This window comes from Mucilaginibacter sp. BGA-UO-ETr-C110, from assembly GCF_059567985.1.
In genome coordinates, this window is record NZ_JCAQPB010000002.1 from 38,908 (window position 1) to 58,093 (window position 19,186).

The window sequence follows — 19,186 nt, forward strand, 5'->3', positions numbered from 1 at the left end:
ATTATTTCTCCAAAAAATTACAGATCATCATGAAGATACATATAACTTACAACACCACATATTATGTTAAAGCAATAGTTACAGCCCTGCTGTTTTTGACTGGACATATCGCATGTCAGGCGCAAAACCACGGTAAAACAGAACGAAAACAATTATTTGATTATCAATGGAAATTTTTTCTGGGAGATACAGCATCTGCAAAATCAAGGGATTTTAACGATGCCGGATGGCGAAACCTTGACCTGCCTCATGACTGGAGCATCGAAGGAAACATAAGTCCTAAAAACCCCACTGGCGGTGCGGGCGGATATTTCCCGGCAGGTATTGGCTGGTACCGGAAAACTTTTAAAACCCCGGCTGAATGGAAAGACAAAAAAGTATCTATTTATTTTGAAGGGGTTTATATGAATTCGGAAGTTTTTATTAATGGAAAATCGCTTGGAGTTTATCCTTATGGCTATTCGTCGTTTAGTTATGATATTTCGCCTTTCCTGGATTTTGATCATGAAAATGTGATAGCGGTGCGGGTGGACAATTCGCAGCAGGTGAACAGCCGGTGGTACAGTGGATCCGGGATCTATCGCCATGTTTGGATGATGGTTGCCGATGCTGTACACATAGCCGATTGGGGAGTTTCTATCACAACCCTTAATGTTTCTCCAAAGAAAGCAACCGTTCAAATTAAAACACGGATAAAAAACGAAACCGGTTTGCCGCAAAGTATCGTTCTTAGCACCTGGTTAAAGGGTGCAAATTCTAAAAATGCAGGAAATAATCAAGTAAAGGTTAAACTAGCTGCCAATAGTGAACAGGAAATTGCTCAAACCATAATCGTAGCAGATCCGCTGCGATGGACGCCGGAAACACCTCGTTTATACGATGCTCAAATACACATCATACGAAATAAAAATGTCGTTGATGCAACGGAGACAAGTTTTGGCATACGTTCCATAAAATTTACAGCGGAAAATGGATTTCAGCTTAATGGCAAAACTGTAAAGCTTAATGGCGGCTGTGTACACCATGATAATGGTTGCCTGGGCGCTGCTGCTTTTGACCGTGCAGAGGAGCGTAAAGTTGAACTGCTTAAGGAAGCTGGATTTAACGCGGTGAGAACCTCTCACAATCCGCCTTCTGAGGCTTTTTTAAATGCCTGCGACAGATTAGGCCTGTTGGTTGTTGATGAATCATTTGATTGTTGGAAAGTCGGGAAAAACAAATACGATTATGCCCGGTATTTTAACGAATGGTGGAAACGCGACCTGGATGCCATGGTTTTGCGAGATCGTAACCATCCCTCCATCATTATGTGGAGTATTGGCAATGAAATAGTGGAACGGGGCACCCCTGGCGCAGTAGAGACAGCCAAAATGCTTGCAGATGCTATAAAAAAGATAGACACCACACGGCCCGTTACATCCGCCGTTGTGGATAATGGTAAGAATTGGACAACGCTTGATTCTCTTTTTGCGGCGCATGACATTGCCGGGTATAATTACCACCTGGGGAGTTCGCCGTTGGACCATAAGCGGGTGCCTTCACGAATCATCTTTCAAACAGAGTCGTATCCTAAGGATGCTTTTGCCAATTGGAAGCTGGTGAAAGACAATAATTATGTCCTCGGTGATTTTGTTTGGACAGCTATGGATTATCTCGGAGAATCAGGGATAGGCCGTTGGTATTATTCGGGTGATATGCCCGGTGAACACTGGGAGCATGACTTTTTTCCATGGCATGGCGCTTATTGCGGCGATATTGATTTGATCGGGTGGAGAAAGCCGATCTCGCACTATCGGAGCCTGTTATACAATAATACCGAAAAGCTTTACATAGCTGTTCGTGAACCCGAACCGGAGCCCTTGGAGATCAAAACAACGTGGTGGTCGGTATGGCCCACATGGGACAGCTGGACCTGGCCGGAATACACAGGAAAAGCCGTTAACGTTGAAGTTTATTCCAGGTATCCCAGGGTGCGTCTTTACCTCAATCACAAGCTCATTGGCGAAAAGCCAACAACAGAGGAACAGGAATATAAGGCTGAATTTGCAGTGCCTTATGCGCCTGGTCAGCTTAAAGCAGTTGGTGTGGTTAACGATAAAGAGATGGAATCAACCGTTTTGCAAACTTCCGGCGATGCTGCTAAAATTCAATTAACTGCTGATCGGAAGGAGATAGTGGCTAATGGAGAGGACTTGTCTTATGTTACTGTAGAGCTTACCGACAAGGAAGATATACTTCAGCCAAATGCGGTGGACCGCCTGCTTTTTAAAATTGAAGGACCAGGAGTAATTGCTGGGGTAGCCAATGCGGATATGAAAGATACAGACTCCTATGTTGGAAATACGCACAAGGCCTGGCACGGACGTGCTTTGGTTGTCATTCGAAGTACCCATAGTACTGGTGATATTAAATTGATGGTTAGTTCAGCTGGTTTATCAGGGGCTACTTTAAATATCAAAGCAATTTCCGGAAAAAACAGGTAAACAAGACGTATATTGGGCGCACAAGCAGCAAGGGATAAAAAATGTCAAAAGGTTACTTCTATACGCGTCTGCCTGACTGTAGCGGAATTTATCATAAATGCCTGAGAATAGCTGTCAATGGTTAACAAATATTATAAATTCGCTAAAGGGCTATGAAGAAATATCAAAAATATACGGTGTTGATGTTATGGGCTTTGTTTTCCATATCGGTATCACCAGCAAAAGCACAGCAAACACAATATCAATATTTATCAGGTACAGACAAGGATCACACTGTCGACTGGGATTTTTATATCAATACAGGTCAAAAAAGTGGCTCCTGGAGTAAGATAGCTGTCCCTTCCAATTGGGAACAGCAAGGCTTTGGCACCTATAATTATTACAAAGATACGCAGAACCCCGAAGAGCAGGGGAAGTACAAATATCATTTTAAAGTACCCGCATCGGCATCTGCCAAAAAAGTTTTTATAGTTTTTGAAGCTTCCATGACCGAAACTGAAGTTAAGATTAACGGAAAACTTGCAGGTCCTATACATCAAGGTGGTTTTTACCGGTTTAAATATGATGTTACACAACTGCTAAATTATGATGCTGATAATTTATTGGAAGTGACTGTTAGCAAAAGATCGACTGATGAGTCGGTTAACCAGGCGGAACGTAAGGCCGATTTTTGGTTGTTTGGTGGGATTTTCCGTCCTGTTTATCTGGAGATAGTTCCCCAAATATTTATTGACAGGTTAGCTATTGATGCCAAAGCTAACGGCTCTTTAAGGCTTGATGTATTTATTGCCAATGCGAATAATAGCCACACGATAAAAGCGCAGGTACAGAAACTTAACGGGCAACCGGTAGGTGCGCCTTTCAGCATAAAAGTAACTACAGGCGAGCAAAAGATCACCTTACAACAGCAGGTGAAAAATATTTTGCCCTGGAACCCGGAGTCACCAAATTTATATAACCTTGTGGTATCAGTTAATGACCCAAAGGGTGTAGTTCATGTGATAAAACAGCGTTTTGGTTTCCGTACTGCGGAGTTAAGGTTGCAGGATGGCTTTTATGTAAACGGCAAAAAAGTTGTTTTTAAAGGTGTATGCAGACATAGTGAATGGCCCGAATCTGGTCGTGCATTGAGTAAAGATATTAGCCTGATGGATGTTAAGCTGATGAAGGAAATGAATATGAACGCCGTAAGGATGTCACATTATCCTCCTGATCAGCATTTTCTGGACGTATGTGATTCGCTCGGCCTCTTTGTATTGGATGAGTTAACCGGCTGGCAAGCCAAATATGATACCGAAGTTGGTAAAAAGCTGGTAAAAGAGCTGGTGGTCAGAGATGTAAATCATCCTTCTATTGTGATATGGGATAATGGTAACGAAGGTGGCTGGAATACTGATCTGGATACCGAATTTGCTAAATATGACCCTCAGCATCGCCTGGTGATCCATCCCTGGGAAAAATTCAACGGTACTGACACCAAACACTATCCAGATTATAATTATGTAGCCAATTCGGTTTTATATGGCAAGGACGTGTTTTTCCCAACGGAATTTATGCACGGTTTATATGATGGAGGGCAAGGTGCCGGTTTAGACGACTTCTGGAACCTGATGCGCAGGCATCCGTATTTCGGCGGTGGGTTTTTATGGTCATTTCATGACGAGGGCGTGGCCCGAACAGACAGGAACGGACTGATAGATATACAGGGTAATGCTGCGCCTGATGGCATATTGGGGCCCCATCGTGAAAAAGAAGGCAGTTTTTATACCATTAAAGAAATTTGGTCGCCGGTGGTGATAGAAAAGCCTTTTATACCAGCAATATTTGACGGCAAATTGGAGGTGGAGAACCGGTATATTTATACCAACCTCAATAAATGTTCTTTTAAATGGAAACTGGTATCCTTACCATTACCAAGAAGTAGTGACCTGCATAGTAAAATTAACGCATCAGGAAGTGTGGCGCCGATAGATCTTGAACCGGGTGGCAAGGGGTTTTTACAACTCAATTTACCGGCAGATAGAGCAAACAGCGATGTATTGTATTTAACAGTCATTGGCCCCGATAACAAAGAGATCTTTACCTGGAGCTGGTCATTAAAATCACCGGCAAGCGGGATCAGTAAATATGTGGTACATAAGACGGCTAAACCTGTAGCTATGGAGCAGGATGGAAGCCTGGTTATTAAAGCCGATGGCATCAGTTATTATTTTGATACGCAAACCGGCTATCTTCAAAAAGTAATTACCCCAAAATCAACCATTGATTTAAAAGATGGACCGGCGCTGGCAGGCGCAAAACATACCCTTAAACAAATCAAACATTATACGGTAGGCGATGATGAAATAGTAGAACCAGTGTATGAAGGAGGCCCTCGCTTTAACATAAAATGGACATTCAGCGCCGGCAAACCGGCAAAGCTTGATTACCAATTTGATGAAAAGGGCGAGTTTGATTTTTCAGGTATTACCTTTAATTATCCGGAAGATCAGATAACCGGGATGGAGTGGGAGGGGCGCGGCCTATACCATGTTTGGAAAAACAGACTTAAAGGCCAGCAGTTTGGTATTTGGCACAAGGCTTATAATAATACCATAACCGGTGAAAGCTGGAACTACCCCGAATTTAAAGGTTATCATGCCGAAGTATATTGGGTAACGATTGAAAATAAGCAGGCTCCGTTTACCGTGTACACCAATCAAAAAGGTATGTATTTACAAATGCTGAAACCTGCTAAAGCTGCAGGTTCAGGTAATGATAATACTGATCCACCTTTTCCGGAGGGTAACCTGGGTTTCCTGAATACCATAAGTCCTATAGGAACAAAATTTCAATCCGCGGGGAAATTAGGTCCGCAAAGCCAGAAAAATGTATCACTGAATTATACACCAGTAAGCGGTAGCTTATGGTTTGACTTTCAATAGAAGCAGGTTGTCAAGTTTTGATAAGCACAAACTATTGATTTTTATCGAAACTTTAAATGCAGTTAATGATCATGACCAGCAACGGCATGATCATTTTTTTATGGGTTTAGCTGAATTAGTTTAGTTAATGGAATAAAACATAATTACTTTAATTATAACCTATTGCAAGGCTTTGAACATTTGGTCTATATTTTTATTCATTCTTGACCCTTCTCTTTTTATAAGTTATCATAGTTTCAACTCTTGGAATATTATTTCAATGCGGTGTATCTGAACGCCGGGTTTGAAGAGCGTTCCACCAATTATCAATTGAACCAATATTTTTTTAACCTAGGAGGCAGCTGAGATTCTGTTGAGATTTTAGGATGTGTTTGAAAATTCACTAATGAACTGTGATATGTTTTTTAATACGGGAGTTTCGCAATCGATTGCAAGCGTAAAACCATTAAATAGTCCTGATATCAAAAGAATGGAGATGTCACCGGGAAGCCGCGAGGAGAGCATCAGGATAGACCCTAATTTCACCTATAAATATAATTACGTTTTGATCCAAATTTCTTACAGTCAGTTATTCTCGCCCTTCAATAATCAGCCAATTATTTCACTTAAATTTTAAATTCATGAAAAGAAAACTACTAACAAAATTCCTGATTTTTATCGGGATGACCTTATCAGCTCTAATGATAAGTCTACCCGGTTTTTCCCAAACAGGAAAAATTACCGGCAAAGTGTCAGGTAAGGAAGATGGAACCTCTCTATCCGGCGTAACGGTTAAAGTAAAAGGTAAGTCCGAGGTCACCAATACGAATTCAGACGGATTCTATTCCATTAATGCGGTTCAGGGAAATACGTTGATTTTCTCTTTTGTTGGTTACGATCAACAAGAGGTTGTCATTCCGGCATCAGGTACGCTCAATGTAGCCTTATTGAAAACTATTAATAACCTGAACGAAGTAGTAGTAATAGGATATGGTACTGCCCGCAGAAAAGACCTGGTAAGCGCTGTTAATGTGGTGGCGGCGAAAGATGCAGGCGCCAATACATCAACAAGCCCTGCACAATTATTAATAGGTAAGGCGCCAGGCGTTCAGGTAGTTACTGCGAATGGCTCGCCAGGTTCAGATGCGCAAATTATTATACGTGGTACCGGCTCTTTCACTAATGTTAGCCCGTTATATGTTATTGATGGCATACAAGCTGATGCCGGCTTGTTCAATACGATTAGCCCACAGGACATTGAGAATATTACCATATTGAAAGACGCCGCTTCAACAGCAATATATGGCGCTTCGGGCGCCAACGGCGTTGTGATAATTACAACAAAAAAAGGTAAAACGGGCCCCACTCAAATATCATTTACATCACAGGTAGGTTTTTCAACTATACCCAAAAAACTCGATCTGTTAAAAGCAGCCGATTATGTAGATCTCATTAAAGATGTTGCCGTTACCAACAATGTTCCAATACCAACAAAACTTAACACGCCGTTTGTTTTGGTAGACAGAAACGACTGGCAAAACGAAATTTTTAAAACCGCTTTATCAACTCAAAATGATGTAAGTATAAGCGGCGGAGGTGATAAGGTTACCTATAATATGTCGGCAGGATATGTAACTCAGCAAGCCACGATTAAGGATTATACTTTTAAGCGGTTTAATAACAGGTTCTCGCTTGACGAAAAATTAGGCCGTTTTCATTTCGGGCAAACCTTAAATTTGAGGTACACCAAAACGCGGGGCCAGACAGCGGGCATAGGCAACGCCCTTAATTATGCACCTTATCAACCCATTTATGATTCCTCAATTACGGGCGGTTACTCCATCTTAACCAATAATGATGATAACAGCAATGCTATAAATCCATTGGCGGACCTGGGCCTAAAAACCCAAAGTAGCCAAGACATGGTATTATATCCACAAGTATTTGCCGAAGTGAAAATTATCGATGGTTTAACTTTCCGTTCGCAAGCATCAGCAACATATGACAGTAATGGAAGTGATTCTTATCAGGTACCTTTCGTAACTGCCAATAAACTAGCTTTCGACCGCCAAGCGGGCCATGCCTACGGCAGCTCCTCCTATTACATCATTGAGAACTATTTGTCCTATAACCATACCTTTGGTAAACACAATATTTCGCTAACAGCAGGTAACAGTTACATTGATGCAGGAACCAGTAGCTCTGCTAGTTTAACGGGTACAGGCATGCTGACTGATGCGGTAAAGGACATTGGCGTAGCCCCAACCGTTACCGTAACAGGCAGATCATCGGGTTATGCCACTCAATTTGGCGTCCAACAATCTTATTACGGACGTTTAATTTATTCTTATGACGATAAGTATATTCTTTCGGCCAGCATAAGGCGTGACGGGTCTTCCAACTTTCTCCCGGCAGTCCGTTACGGCAATTTCCCGAGCGCGGGCTTTGCATGGCGATTCAGTCAGGAAGATTTCGTAAAAGCGGCTCTTCCTTTTGTCAGCGATGGTAAACTGCGTGTAGGATGGGGACGTACAGGTAATAACCGGATCGATCTTGGCAGAACCGATGTATTAACATTTAACGGATCGCCTGTAGGAAACCTGGTATATTCTTTTGGGCAGACTGAGAAATTCGTTAACGGAACAACAGCTATTACAATTGCCAACCCGAAATTGCATTGGGAAGCAACTGACCAAACCGATGCCGGCATCGATCTGGCATTTCTCAACAACAGGATAACTTTTACCGCCGATTACTACAATAGAAAAAGCAGTGGATTATTAGTAAATATACCTGTACCGCCAAGTTTAGGAGTTGGCTTAAATACAAGCAACAGTTATGAGACTGTTAACGCGGCTAAGGTGCAAAATAAAGGGTTTGAATTTCAGTTAGGTTACCGTTCTGCAGTACAAAAGGATTTTAGCTATAACATAAGCGTTAACGGCGCTTTTAACAATAATAAAACATTAGCGTTAGACCCCCAATCGCCAACTCCAATAATCGGAGGAACCACTAGCGTACAGACAATGACTATGCCGGGTATTGCTATCGGGTCATATTATGGTTATAGGGAGGATCATGTAGCCAGAGACCAGGCTGAAATTGATGCATTAAATCAAAAGGCACAGCAGAAGACCGGCGATCCAACTAAGGTTTACCAGTCTGGATTGCTTCCCGGCGACTTTATATTTAAGGACCTGAACGGTGATGGCGTTGTTGACTCAAAAGACCAGCAGGTTTTAGGGAGCGCAATTCCAAAGTTTACCTATGGCATTAACGTGGGTGCTACTTACCATAATTTCGACCTTAACGTAGTATTATCAGGCGTGCAGGGCGTGCAGATTGGAAATGATCTGAGGGCTTCCACTTTGGATTTCGCAGCGACAGGGCATAATGCCTCAACCGACATATTAAACAGGTGGAAGAAACCGGGTGACAATGCCAAGCTGCCAAGAGCGGGGCAGAATGCAACAGGAACGGGAAATGTAAGGCCGTCAGATTTCTTCATCGACAACGGTGCCTATTTACGTGCCCGTAACGTAACCCTGGGCTATACTTTAACTAAAAACGCTTTAAAATCGTTTTCGGGTAATGTGTTGAGTAAACTGCGCATATATATTGCTGCGCAAAATTTATTTACCATAACCGGCTATAAAGGGTATGATCCCGAATTAAGTACGGTAAATGGGGACAACAATGCAAACGATACTATTTTTAGTCGCGGTATTGATACAGGCCAGATCCCGCAGGCGCGCACATTTTTATTCGGGATACAGGCAGGATTTTAAGTAATGTTTATAAAAAATACAATTATGAAAAAATATATAAAATTTCTTATGACAGGAGGGCTTTTAATTCTCTCGATAGGATGTAAAAAGAATTTGGATCTGGTTAATAAGAACGCTTATACTTATGATACTTATTTTACGACCGATGCTGCCGTAAATCAGGCCGTTGTAGCCACTTACGCGGGTTTGCTGCATACGGGTTTGTGGGCACGCGAGTGGTATTATACTTTTGATTTGTTGGGCTATGATGCCAAAAACAATCAGCCCCTGGTAGGCGACCTCCTGCAGTTGGCCCAGTATAATTTTGGCACCGATCAGAATCAGATGGGCCAAATATGGGCAGCGTTATACCAGATAATAGCGCGTGCTAACGTCGTTATTGATCGGGCCCAGACGTCGTGGAAGCCGGCTAACGCCACAGAGACAACTGACCAGGCTCAATATATCGCCGAAGCCAAATTACTGCGTGCTTATGCCTATTTTCAACTCGTTAATTTGTACGGGCGGGTGCCTTTGCGTACCAAGTTTATACAGCAGCCAACCCCTGCCGAGATTAATCTGGCCAGATCGCCTGTAGCCGATGTATGGGCATTCATTGAACAGGATTTAAAGGATGCACAGAAAGATCTTCCGCTTTCATACTCTTCTGACAATTATGGCCGGGCAACACAAGGTGTTGCAGTTGCGCTTTTGGGGAAATCTTACTTATATGAAAAAAAATGGGCCCTGGCACAAACAGAACTTGCTAAGTTAACCAAGGCGCCTTACAGCTATTCGCTTGCGCCGGTTTATAATGATCTTTTTGATGATCCGAACCAGGATGATCCTGCTTTGAATCCTGAAACCATTTTTCAGGTGATGAACCAGAAATGGACAGATTGGGGTATAGGTAATCAATACTACCTTTTTGGCGGTCAGGAAACCTGGGGTGGAAAAGCCACCCATTCTGGCCGTGCGCAGGAATATGGTTTTAATGATTGGAACAATGTACTTGTAACTACAACTGCTGTTAAAGCTTTCACCTATCCTAACCCACAAAACCCATCTGTGAATTACGTAGACCCCCGTGCAGCTTTCACTTTTTACGGCGATGCCGCAAGCGGCGGGCAAACGGAATATTGCCAGCAATGTGCCCCTCCTAAACCCGGAGTGTCGCCGGTTATAGCTTACCCTTACGCCTCAAAAGGATATGCGTGGCTTAAATATGAATATTATAATAAGATGGCCAGTTTTGGCGGACCGCAAAGTGGTATAAACGGGCAGGTAATACGCTATGCTGATGTATTGCTTATGCTGGCCGAAGCTTACATACAACAGGGTAATACAGGGTCACAGCCAATGGCATTGATTAACCAGGTACGCAGCAGACCAAGTGTTAATGCGCCTCTTTATACTTCGTTGGGTAGCCAGACAGAAGCTATGAACATTTTAATGCGTGAAAGGCAGCTGGAATTAACCGGCGAACAAAGCCGTTATTTTGATTTGATACGCTGGGGTATCGCAAAACAAACCATAAATGCTGAAAGGCAAGTTGAGGACGGTACACGGCCCTTTCAAGATAAAAACTTACTGTTTCCAATACCTTTAGCTGAGAAAAATGCTAATTCTTCAGTAGCAAGAGATATTTCTGGCGACTGGAATTAAAAAAATAAACTTATAATTTTGTTGAAAAAGAGCGTACGCCACCCTGGGTGTAGGCTCTTTTTTAACAAAATTAGATGTCAAAAGTCTGGTATAAAAGGGCCACGCCGAAATGGCCGATTGGTATTACCAATAAAGGAACGGTTACCAATTAATAAGCTCATTCAAAATAAATGAATAATGGAGGAATCACAATTTGAAAAGCTAAAATCTGGAATCGATCTAATTCAGACCAACACATCATGGGCATTTAATAATAATGACGAACTGGAGAAACTAAATGAAAAGATGGAAGTCATCCTCAGTGTTTTAGATGAAAATACCGGGCTATTGCGGGAATTAATTAGTGTTATCAAAGATCAAAGAAGCTAATGAACTGATTGATTTTGTTCTGCTGTTGGAATTACAACGGAAAAAGTTTGCTCGAAAAATAAAAAGGCCTTTTTCGCTATGAAAAAGACCTTTTTTATTCTGTGGTATCAGCTGGGATCGAACCAGCGACACAAGGATTTTCAGTCCTTTGCTCTACCGACTGAGCTATGATACCTCCTTTTGGGGAGTGCAAATGTAGCTTTTTTTTTATGTTTGAAAAGTTTTTTTTGAAAAAAGTTTAAAAATATTCTGAGGAAAGTATGCGTTAATTTTTGAAATTAAACAATTTGCCAGTTAATCAGTTACTTAGCTTTAAAGATATTTTTCAATCCTAAAACATTTTTCTCTTTCAACAATTCAATTAACTTTGAATAAAATACTATGCACGCATAATGATTGCACAAGTTATATTTATTATCATTTTAGGGGTTGCTATTTACCTGTTTGCTAAAAACGCAGCAAAAATAAGGCGTAATATTTTGCTCGGGAAAGATACAGACCGATCTGACCGGCCCGCTGAACGCTGGAAAGTAATGGCAAAGGTAGCTCTTGGGCAAACCAAAATGGTGAAACGTCCTGTAGCTGCCGTTATGCACTTTTTTATCTACATCGGGTTTGTGATCATTAACCTGGAAGTGCTGGAGATCATGATCGATGGGGTATTCGGTTCGCACCGTATATTTTCGAATCCATTGGGGAGTTTGTATGGGTTTTTGATAGGTAGCTTTGAAGTACTGGCAGTGTTGGTGCTTACCGCCTGCGTAGTTTTCCTTTGCAGACGTAACATCGTTCATTTGAAACGCTTTACGGGCACCGAGATGACCAAATGGCCCAGGTCTGATGCCAATTATATCCTCATTACCGAAATTTTGCTGATGAGCGCCTTTTTAACCATGAATGCGGCCGATTACAAACTGCAGTTATTGCATTTTAGTCATTATGTTAAAGCAGGCAGTTTTCCTGTGAGTTCATTAATAGCACCGCTATTACCAAATGAGGCGGGTGCTTTGGTTATTGTTGAACGCATATGCTGGTGGTTTCATATTATTGGGATATTGGCATTCTTGAATTACTTGCCTTATTCCAAGCATTTCCATATCCTGCTGGCTTTCCCCAATACTTACTATTCCAATTTAAATAATAAGGGGAAATTTACCAATATGGCATCGGTTACCAATGAGGTGAAGGCCATGCTTGATCCTTCTTTTGTTCCGGAGAATACAGGCGAACCAGCCCGCTTCGGAGCCAAAGACGTTACCGACTTGAGCTGGAAAAACCTGATGGAGGCTTATACCTGTACAGAATGCGGCAGATGTACTTCGGTATGTCCGGCCAATATTACCGGCAAGCTGTTATCGCCCCGGAAAATTATGATGGATACGCGCGATAGGCTTACTGAAGTGGGTAATAACCTGGATAAGCACGGAAAAGACCATGATGATGGTAAAACTTTATTGGATAACTACATTACCCGCGAAGAGCTTTGGGCTTGTACTACCTGTAATGCCTGCACCGATGCCTGTCCTGTAAATATTAATCCACTGGAGATTATTACCGAAATGCGCCGTTATATTGTGATGGAAGAATCACAGGCCCCTGCAAGCCTCAACAATATGTTTGGTAATGTAGAAAATAATGGAGCGCCATGGAAATATAGCCAGGCAGATAGATTTAATTGGGCAGATGTTGATTAAGTTGGGGATTTATAATAGATAATAAGAATGTCACAAGATATCGCAACCATTGAATCAAAATATAAGCTATTTATAGAAAAGACTGCTGCCAGTAAATTGGTATGGGCATTAAAAAGCAAGAACGGATGGGCAAACTCTCATTCAAATGATAGTGAAGAAATTGATGTAATCCCATTTTGGTCAGATAGAGCTTATGCTAAAATCTGTGCCAGGGATGATTGGAAAGGTTACTTGCCCGTTGAAATTCCGTTAGCGGAATTTTTAGAAAGCTGGTGTACAGAGATGGCTGATAATGAAGTTTTAGCCGGTATTAATTGGGATGCCAATATGCTCGGAAAGGAAAGTGCTGCTTTAAACCTGGCGATTGATATTCTTGAACAATTAAAGGCTATTAACTCGGCAATTAGCTTTAAAAATTATAATAGTATAAACCAATTTATAACAGAGATCGGTGAATCACTTGATTAACTGAGAAAAATCATAAATAATGGATCAAAAAATACCTACCATGGCCGATATGGCCGCACAAGGACAGGAGCCTGAGATTTTATTCTGGGTTGGTTGTGCCGGTAGTTTTGACGAAAGAGCGCAGAAAATAACCCGTGATATTTGTAAAATACTACAGCATGTGGGTATTAATTATGCGGTTTTAGGAACCGAAGAAAGCTGCACAGGTGACCCTGCCAAACGTGCCGGTAATGAGTTTCTGTTCCAGATGCTGGCCATGACCAACATACAGGTGCTTGATGGCTATAATATTAAAAAAATAGTGACTGGTTGTCCGCATTGCTTCAATACCATCAAAAATGAATATCCAGGTTTAGGTGGTAATTACGAAGTGATCCATCATTCACAGCTTATCCAGCAATTGATTGATGAAGGAAAGCTGCGTGCGGAAGGCGGTGAAAGCTTTAAGGGTAAAAAGATCAGTTTCCACGATCCTTGCTATCTGGGCCGGGGTAATAATGTTTATGAGGCACCGCGTGCGGCTCTTGAAATTTTAGATACTGAACTGGTTGAATTGAAACGCTGCAAGTCAAATGGCTTATGCTGTGGTGCTGGTGGCGGCCAGATGTTTAAGGAACCAGAGCCCGGCAAAAAAGAGATCAACATGGAGCGTATGACAGATATCCTGGAAGCGAAGGCCCAGGTTGTGGCTGCTGCTTGTCCGTTTTGTATGACAATGCTTACCGATGGGGTAAAACACCACGATAAGGAGCAAGAGATACAGGTACTGGATATTGCCGAGATAACCGTAAGGGCAAATGGCTTATAAAGCTTTTGCCTTAAAGTAGTTTAGTGCGTTCTTTAGGCTATCCAATCGGGCTGCACTCATATTCCTGACAGGCAACTCAAGGACCGTTGACATGGAGTCGATATCTCCCTTCGGATCCTCGTAAGTTTGTACAATAATGTCATCGGCATTGGTGCTTAATTCCAAGGTGCCTGTTTGCTCGTCTCCCTGGTAATTTACCCCATTTAAGCGATGTAAATTAAAAGAAAAATACTCCTGCCGACCATGTTGATAAGTTTTTCTGAGGCGCAGAAAATAGTCGTTGGTAAGGGTCAGTTCCCACTTTTTTAATTTCGTATCAGGCGGCGGATTGTATGATTCTGTAAGGCATTTATTGCTCCAGCTGAGCCATTCCTGGTCGTCTGTTTCTGGCCTGAAGCTATAATTTAGCCATCCGGCGAGCAAAATGAGAATAAATACTAAAATCTTTTTTGTTTGCGGCTGAAGTGATTTTTTCATGACAACAAAATGTAACCCGAAGTTAATAAATTGATATTTTTGTAAATGGAATTTTCTCAACACTCAAGAGTTTGGATATATCAGTCTGATAAAAAATTGACCGATCCGGAAGTAATACAGATACAGGAGGAACTGGATGATTTTACCATCGGCTGGACGGCCCATAACAACCAGTTAAAAGCACGCGCCGAGATCAGGTATAACCGTTTTTTGATTTTAATAGTTGATGAAAGCCAGGCGGGGGCCAGCGGCTGCTCTATCGATAAATCTGTTCATTTCATGAAGCACCTGGAGCAGCACTATCATATCAATTTGTTCGACAGGTTTAACCTGGCTTACCGGGAAGGCGGAGAAGTGCTTTCATTGCCACGGCATGCTTTTGAAGACCTTTTGAAACAAGGGAAAATAAATACCGAAACCATTGTTTATAACAACATGGTGCAAAATGTAAGCGAGCTGGAAAGTAAATGGGAAGTACCATTTAAAAATAGCTGGCATATACAATTATTCAGGGATCTGATTAATCAATAACCCTGTTGTTAAAGTTGGGTTGTTTGCATAAATTTAATGATGGAACAATACGATAACCGGGTAGATATTTATATTGCCCAATCGGCCGACTTTGCAAAACCGATACTGGAATATATCAGGGAGGTGGTTCATGAAGCATCACCCCTCATCACCGAAACCCTAAAATGGGGGATGCCATTTTTTGACTATAAAGGGCCGGTGTGTCAAATGGCTGCCTTTAAACAGCACTGTGCTTTCGGTTTCTGGCGATGGTCGTTGATGAAGGGTGATTTAGAGGATTCCAGTGATGCGGCCGCAGGTAGCTTTGGTCGCGTTACAGATATCACCGATCTGCCTGCGAAGGAAACATTAATCGCCTACGTATTGCAGGGGATCGAATTAAACGAAAAAGGCATTAAAAAAGCCACTCCGAAAAAGGCTCCTGCCGAAAAAGCCGAATTAGTGATCCCTGATTATTTTATCGAGTTTTTAGCTGCTTATCCTAAAGCTGTACAGGTGTTTTATGATTTTAGTTATTCCAACAAAAAGGAATATGTAGAATGGATAACCGAAGCCAAAACAGAGGCTACCCGGCAAAAGAGACTGGAAACGGCCGCGGAATGGATGAGTGAAGGTAAATCAAGGAATTGGAAATATAAGTAAGGTAAAATTGGGTTTACATGGTTTACACTTTTTATGGTTTACACTTTTTTAATTAACTGATAATCAATTAATTAATTCTATTTTGTCATAAAAAAACGGTTTACACTGTAAACCATGATTGAGTCTTACTTTATGCGTATCACATGTCACTCACGAGATATGCCACGCTAACCTCGCGGAAGCGAGGGAATAGCATAAAGTATAGTTGATTCACAGTCTAAGATTTTTAATACGCGCGTCATTGCTGTAAGGAGGAATGACATATGATGATTTAAGCATTCCAAACCTTTACCCACATAAAGCGTCATAGAACTCAAAGTATTCAATATTATGTATTTAAAAACAGGGTGTTAAAAATCCAGCGGACCCAGCCTCCGCATATTTTTCATGATGAGGTATTGTCTGTGCCTTAAATAACGGGTAGGGTTGGTGGCCGACCATCTGAGCGGGCTCGGAAATATCACCGCTATGGCAGCCGCTTCGTGCTTGGTTAAGTCTGCTGCCGATTTATGAAAATAAGCTTGTGAGGCGGCTTCTATGCCATAAATACCGTCACCCATTTCAATCTCATTGAGGTAAACCTCCATGATGCGCTTTTTACTCCAGAAAGTTTCGATCAATACGGTAAAATAAGCTTCAATGCCTTTGCGTAATAAGGAACGGCCATCCCATAAAAAAACATTCTTGGCTACCTGCTGCGATATGGTGCTACCGCCAATGAGCTTTTTACTGTGCGCGTTTTTTTCAATAGCCTTTTCAATGGCCCGGAAATCAAAACCGTGATGCTCCAGGAAGCTTTGATCTTCGGCTGCCACGGCGGCCCGTTTCATATTATCAGATATCTCATCGAAATCCTTCCACTGTTTATCAACCTTCCAATCCTTGCCGGCGGCCTTGCGCTGGAAACCGCGTTCGATCATGAGCCAGGTAAAAGGTGGGTTTACAAAACGATAAAAAAGCACACCCAAAAGGCTCAACCCTACAAAAAGTAAAAAGGTAAGTTTTATAACTCTGAATAAAAGCCGGGCAATTCCATTGTTTTTAAGCTTTGAAAACCACGACTTTGATCTGGAACTTTTTTTTGAGGATGAGGCGGAGGTGCGTTTCACAATTGATAATAAATTCTATAAAACAAAAAGGGTGTTTTGCATTGGCAAAACACCCTCTAAAATTCTACAATTAAGTTCAAAATCCGAAATCAAAACTCCGAATTCCGAAATATAAATTACTCAGCTACTACTGAGAAAGGAACCTGTACTTTTACTTCTTTGTGCAGGTTTATGTTTGCGATGTAATCACCAACAAACTTAGGCTCCTGATCAAAAGTAATACGACGGCGGTCAACTTCAAAGCCTTCTTTTTTCAATGCATCAGCAATTTGAATAGTGTTGATGGCACCGAAAATTTTACCGCTTTCACCGGCTTTAGCGCCAATGTTTAGTTTAACACCTTCTAAACGGGCAGCTATAGCGTCTGCATCCTTGCGGATTTTTTCTTGTTTAAACTGAGCTTGTTTCAAGTTTTCAGCTAAAACTTTGCGGGCGCTTTCAGTAGCTAATATGGCGTAGCCTTTTGGTAAAAGGTAGTTACGGCCATAACCTGGTTTAACGTTTACAACATCGTCTTTATCACCCAGGTTTTTTACATCTTGTTTTAAAATAACTTCCATTTTCTGAATCTCCTATTATTTTAATGAATCTGTAACGTAAGGTAATAAACCAATGTGGCGTGCGCGTTTAACGGCTTGAGCCACTTTACGCTGGAATTTTAATGAAGTACCAGTTAAACGACGTGGTAATACTTTACCCTGATCGTTAATGAACTTTAATAAAAAGTTTGCGTCTTTGTAATCGATATACTTAATACCATTCTTTTTGAAACGGCAGTATTTTTTACGGTTATCCTCCACTTTTGGAGCGGTAACGTATTTAATTTGTTCGTTAGCCATTAGTTTGCGTCCTCCACTTTAGCTGCTGGTTTTTTGTTGAAAGCACCGCTGCGTTTTTTGTCATTGTAAGCAATGGCATGTTTATCCAAAGCAATGGTCAGGAAACGCAAAACACGCTCATCGCGCCTTAACTCTATCTCCAATTTGTTAATTAAATCACCTGGAGCCTTAAATTCAGTTAAGTGATAGTACCCTGTAGTCTTTTTCTGAATAGGGTACGCTAATTTTCTCAAACCCCAATTATCCTCCTGGACAATTTCGGCTCCGCCATCAGTTAAGATCTTGCTAAATTTGGCAATGCCTTCTTTAGCTGTTTCTTCTGATAACAACGGGGTTAGAACGATCACGATTTCGTACTGTTGCATTATTATACTTTGATTTTTAATTAATTACCCGCTATTACGGGGCTGCAAATGTAAAGAGAATTATTGATTTTTCAAATAGTTTTTAAAAGGAAAAAACAAACGGTTAAGCAAAATAAAGATCAAAATATATATTTGATGAAAATTTTGATATGAAAAAATACCTAAGCCTTATTATTACTGTCTTCGCGCTTACCTGTGGTGCTGCTAATGCCCAAACAGAACCGGGCCCTGCTCAGCAAAAAATGCTCGATTCGATCTGCAACTGCATGTCTAAAATTGATATTTCAAAGATAAAAACGGCCAAGGAAGCAAACGATGTTTTTATGCAATGTTTTACTGCACAGGCCGATCTGTTGGTGGAGGTTGCCAAAGAACAAAATGCAGAATTTACCGATGATGCGGCTATGAGCCGTATAGGCACAGAAATAGGGAAGAATTTATTGAAGCGTAACTGCTCGTCATTTGTAAAATTGGCTATGCTAATGGGGCAAAAGGATGAAAATGAAACTGTAGCCGCGCAAGTAACCAATGGAACCTTTAAACGAATAGATAATAAAGGATTCAATTATATGGTTTTAACGGATAATACCGGGAACGAAAAATCTTTTATCTGGCTTCGTCAGTTTCCCAACTCAGAAAATTTCATGAATGGAATCACTAAATATGTGGGGAAAAAAGTAAGTATAAAATGGCAGGAGATGGAGGTATATCTGCCCCAGGCAAAAGGCTATTATAAAGTAAAAGAAGTTTTAAGCATTGATATTTTATAGATCATTGCGAAAGCTTGATTTTGAAGCTTATCTTTACATAGGTTGTTTCACCCTTAAATATTCATTATGCAATTTGTAAACCCTGAATATCAAGAAGCAGTATTGCCGAATAATAACATCATAATGTTAGCTCCCGGTGGGGATGATGACGAGTTTGAAAGCGATTGGAACGATGAGGACGATGATTTAGACAATCAATTGGACGATCTGCATGAGATTCAGGTAGATGACGATCTGGGCGAACCAGATCCGGAGGATGATTACCCTCAGCCCGACGATGATGACGAATAGGGTAG

General features: G+C 41.3%; 17 protein-coding genes and 1 tRNA gene. 12 read left to right on the top strand and 6 right to left on the bottom strand.

Annotated features, from left to right (window positions below):
* The first annotated feature begins 29 nt into the window (after positions 1 to 29).
* From AC57BQ_RS01515 to AC57BQ_RS01535, 5 genes are all read left to right on the top strand, one after another.
* Entirely contained in the window at positions 30 to 2,483 is a 2,454-nt protein-coding gene (locus AC57BQ_RS01515; RefSeq protein ID WP_496404598.1) for a glycoside hydrolase family 2 TIM barrel-domain containing protein, read from the top strand.
* 152 nt (positions 2,484 to 2,635) lie between these two features.
* Positions 2,636 to 5,407 (top strand): glycoside hydrolase family 2 protein, encoded by a 2,772-nt coding sequence (locus tag AC57BQ_RS01520; protein ID WP_496404599.1) that lies wholly within the window; start codon positions 2,636 to 2,638, stop codon positions 5,405 to 5,407.
* Between the two features lie 620 nt (positions 5,408 to 6,027).
* On the top strand, positions 6,028 to 9,174 hold the full coding sequence (locus tag AC57BQ_RS01525; protein WP_496404600.1) for a SusC/RagA family TonB-linked outer membrane protein: 3,147 nt from the start codon (positions 6,028 to 6,030) through the stop codon (positions 9,172 to 9,174).
* Positions 9,175 to 9,198: 24 nt separating this feature from the next.
* Positions 9,199 to 10,818, top strand: a complete 1,620-nt coding sequence (locus AC57BQ_RS01530) for a RagB/SusD family nutrient uptake outer membrane protein (protein ID WP_496404601.1) — start codon at positions 9,199 to 9,201, stop codon at positions 10,816 to 10,818.
* A gap of 177 nt (positions 10,819 to 10,995) precedes the next feature.
* A complete protein-coding gene (locus AC57BQ_RS01535) occupies positions 10,996 to 11,187 on the top strand; it encodes a hypothetical protein (RefSeq protein ID WP_496404602.1) in 192 nt (63 codons plus the stop codon).
* Between the two features lie 102 nt (positions 11,188 to 11,289).
* On the opposite strand, the gene AC57BQ_RS01540 is transcribed toward AC57BQ_RS01535, so the two are convergent.
* A tRNA-Phe gene (locus AC57BQ_RS01540) sits at positions 11,290 to 11,362 on the bottom strand.
* A 217-nt stretch (positions 11,363 to 11,579) separates the two neighbouring features.
* On the opposite strand from AC57BQ_RS01540, the gene AC57BQ_RS01545 reads away from it, so the two are divergent.
* The 3 genes from AC57BQ_RS01545 to AC57BQ_RS01555 are packed head-to-tail and all read left to right on the top strand — an operon-like array spanning position 11,580 to position 14,157.
* Complete coding sequence (locus AC57BQ_RS01545; protein ID WP_496404603.1) at positions 11,580 to 12,881, top strand: 4Fe-4S dicluster domain-containing protein; 1,302 nt, start codon at positions 11,580 to 11,582, stop codon at positions 12,879 to 12,881.
* A gap of 27 nt (positions 12,882 to 12,908) precedes the next feature.
* Positions 12,909 to 13,349: a DUF2750 domain-containing protein gene (locus tag AC57BQ_RS01550; protein WP_496404604.1), complete on the top strand. Its 441-nt coding sequence runs from the start codon at positions 12,909 to 12,911 to the stop codon at positions 13,347 to 13,349.
* Between the two features lie 19 nt (positions 13,350 to 13,368).
* Entirely contained in the window at positions 13,369 to 14,157 is a 789-nt protein-coding gene (locus tag AC57BQ_RS01555) for a (Fe-S)-binding protein (RefSeq protein ID WP_496404605.1), read from the top strand.
* Here the strand turns inward: AC57BQ_RS01555 and AC57BQ_RS01560 are convergent.
* Positions 14,152 to 14,634, bottom strand: a complete 483-nt coding sequence (locus tag AC57BQ_RS01560) for a hypothetical protein (RefSeq protein WP_496404606.1) — start codon at positions 14,632 to 14,634, stop codon at positions 14,152 to 14,154. The genes AC57BQ_RS01555 and AC57BQ_RS01560 overlap by 6 nt on opposite strands.
* Before the next feature lie 45 nt (positions 14,635 to 14,679).
* Between AC57BQ_RS01560 and AC57BQ_RS01565 the strand changes: the two genes are divergently transcribed.
* Both AC57BQ_RS01565 and AC57BQ_RS01570 read left to right on the top strand, forming a co-directional pair.
* A complete protein-coding gene (locus tag AC57BQ_RS01565; RefSeq protein ID WP_496404607.1) occupies positions 14,680 to 15,165 on the top strand; it encodes an ABC transporter ATPase in 486 nt (161 codons plus the stop codon).
* 36 nt (positions 15,166 to 15,201) lie between these two features.
* Positions 15,202 to 15,807, top strand: a complete 606-nt coding sequence (locus tag AC57BQ_RS01570; RefSeq protein ID WP_496404608.1) for a YdeI/OmpD-associated family protein — start codon at positions 15,202 to 15,204, stop codon at positions 15,805 to 15,807.
* A gap of 350 nt (positions 15,808 to 16,157) precedes the next feature.
* Here AC57BQ_RS01570 and mtgA read toward each other — a convergent pair whose 3' ends face one another.
* The 4 genes from mtgA to rpsF form a co-directional block, all read right to left on the bottom strand.
* Positions 16,158 to 16,838: a monofunctional biosynthetic peptidoglycan transglycosylase gene (mtgA, locus tag AC57BQ_RS01575; protein ID WP_496409451.1), complete on the bottom strand. Its 681-nt coding sequence runs from the start codon at positions 16,836 to 16,838 to the stop codon at positions 16,158 to 16,160.
* A gap of 194 nt (positions 16,839 to 17,032) precedes the next feature.
* Positions 17,033 to 17,476: a 50S ribosomal protein L9 gene (gene rplI, locus AC57BQ_RS01580; protein ID WP_090463850.1), complete on the bottom strand. Its 444-nt coding sequence runs from the start codon at positions 17,474 to 17,476 to the stop codon at positions 17,033 to 17,035.
* Positions 17,477 to 17,491: 15 nt separating this feature from the next.
* A complete protein-coding gene (gene rpsR / locus AC57BQ_RS01585; protein WP_022833472.1) occupies positions 17,492 to 17,755 on the bottom strand; it encodes a 30S ribosomal protein S18 in 264 nt (87 codons plus the stop codon).
* Positions 17,755 to 18,120 (bottom strand): 30S ribosomal protein S6, encoded by a 366-nt coding sequence (gene rpsF, locus AC57BQ_RS01590; RefSeq protein WP_090463853.1) that lies wholly within the window; start codon positions 18,118 to 18,120, stop codon positions 17,755 to 17,757. The genes rpsR and rpsF overlap by 1 nt, the downstream gene beginning before the upstream one ends.
* A gap of 149 nt (positions 18,121 to 18,269) precedes the next feature.
* Between rpsF and AC57BQ_RS01595 the strand changes: the two genes are divergently transcribed.
* Positions 18,270 to 18,890, top strand: coding sequence for a hypothetical protein (locus AC57BQ_RS01595; protein WP_496404609.1), 621 nt, complete (start codon positions 18,270 to 18,272; stop codon positions 18,888 to 18,890).
* Between the two features lie 123 nt (positions 18,891 to 19,013).
* Positions 19,014 to 19,181, top strand: coding sequence for a hypothetical protein (locus AC57BQ_RS01600; RefSeq protein ID WP_496404610.1), 168 nt, complete (start codon positions 19,014 to 19,016; stop codon positions 19,179 to 19,181).
* The last annotated feature ends 5 nt before the right edge of the window (positions 19,182 to 19,186 follow it).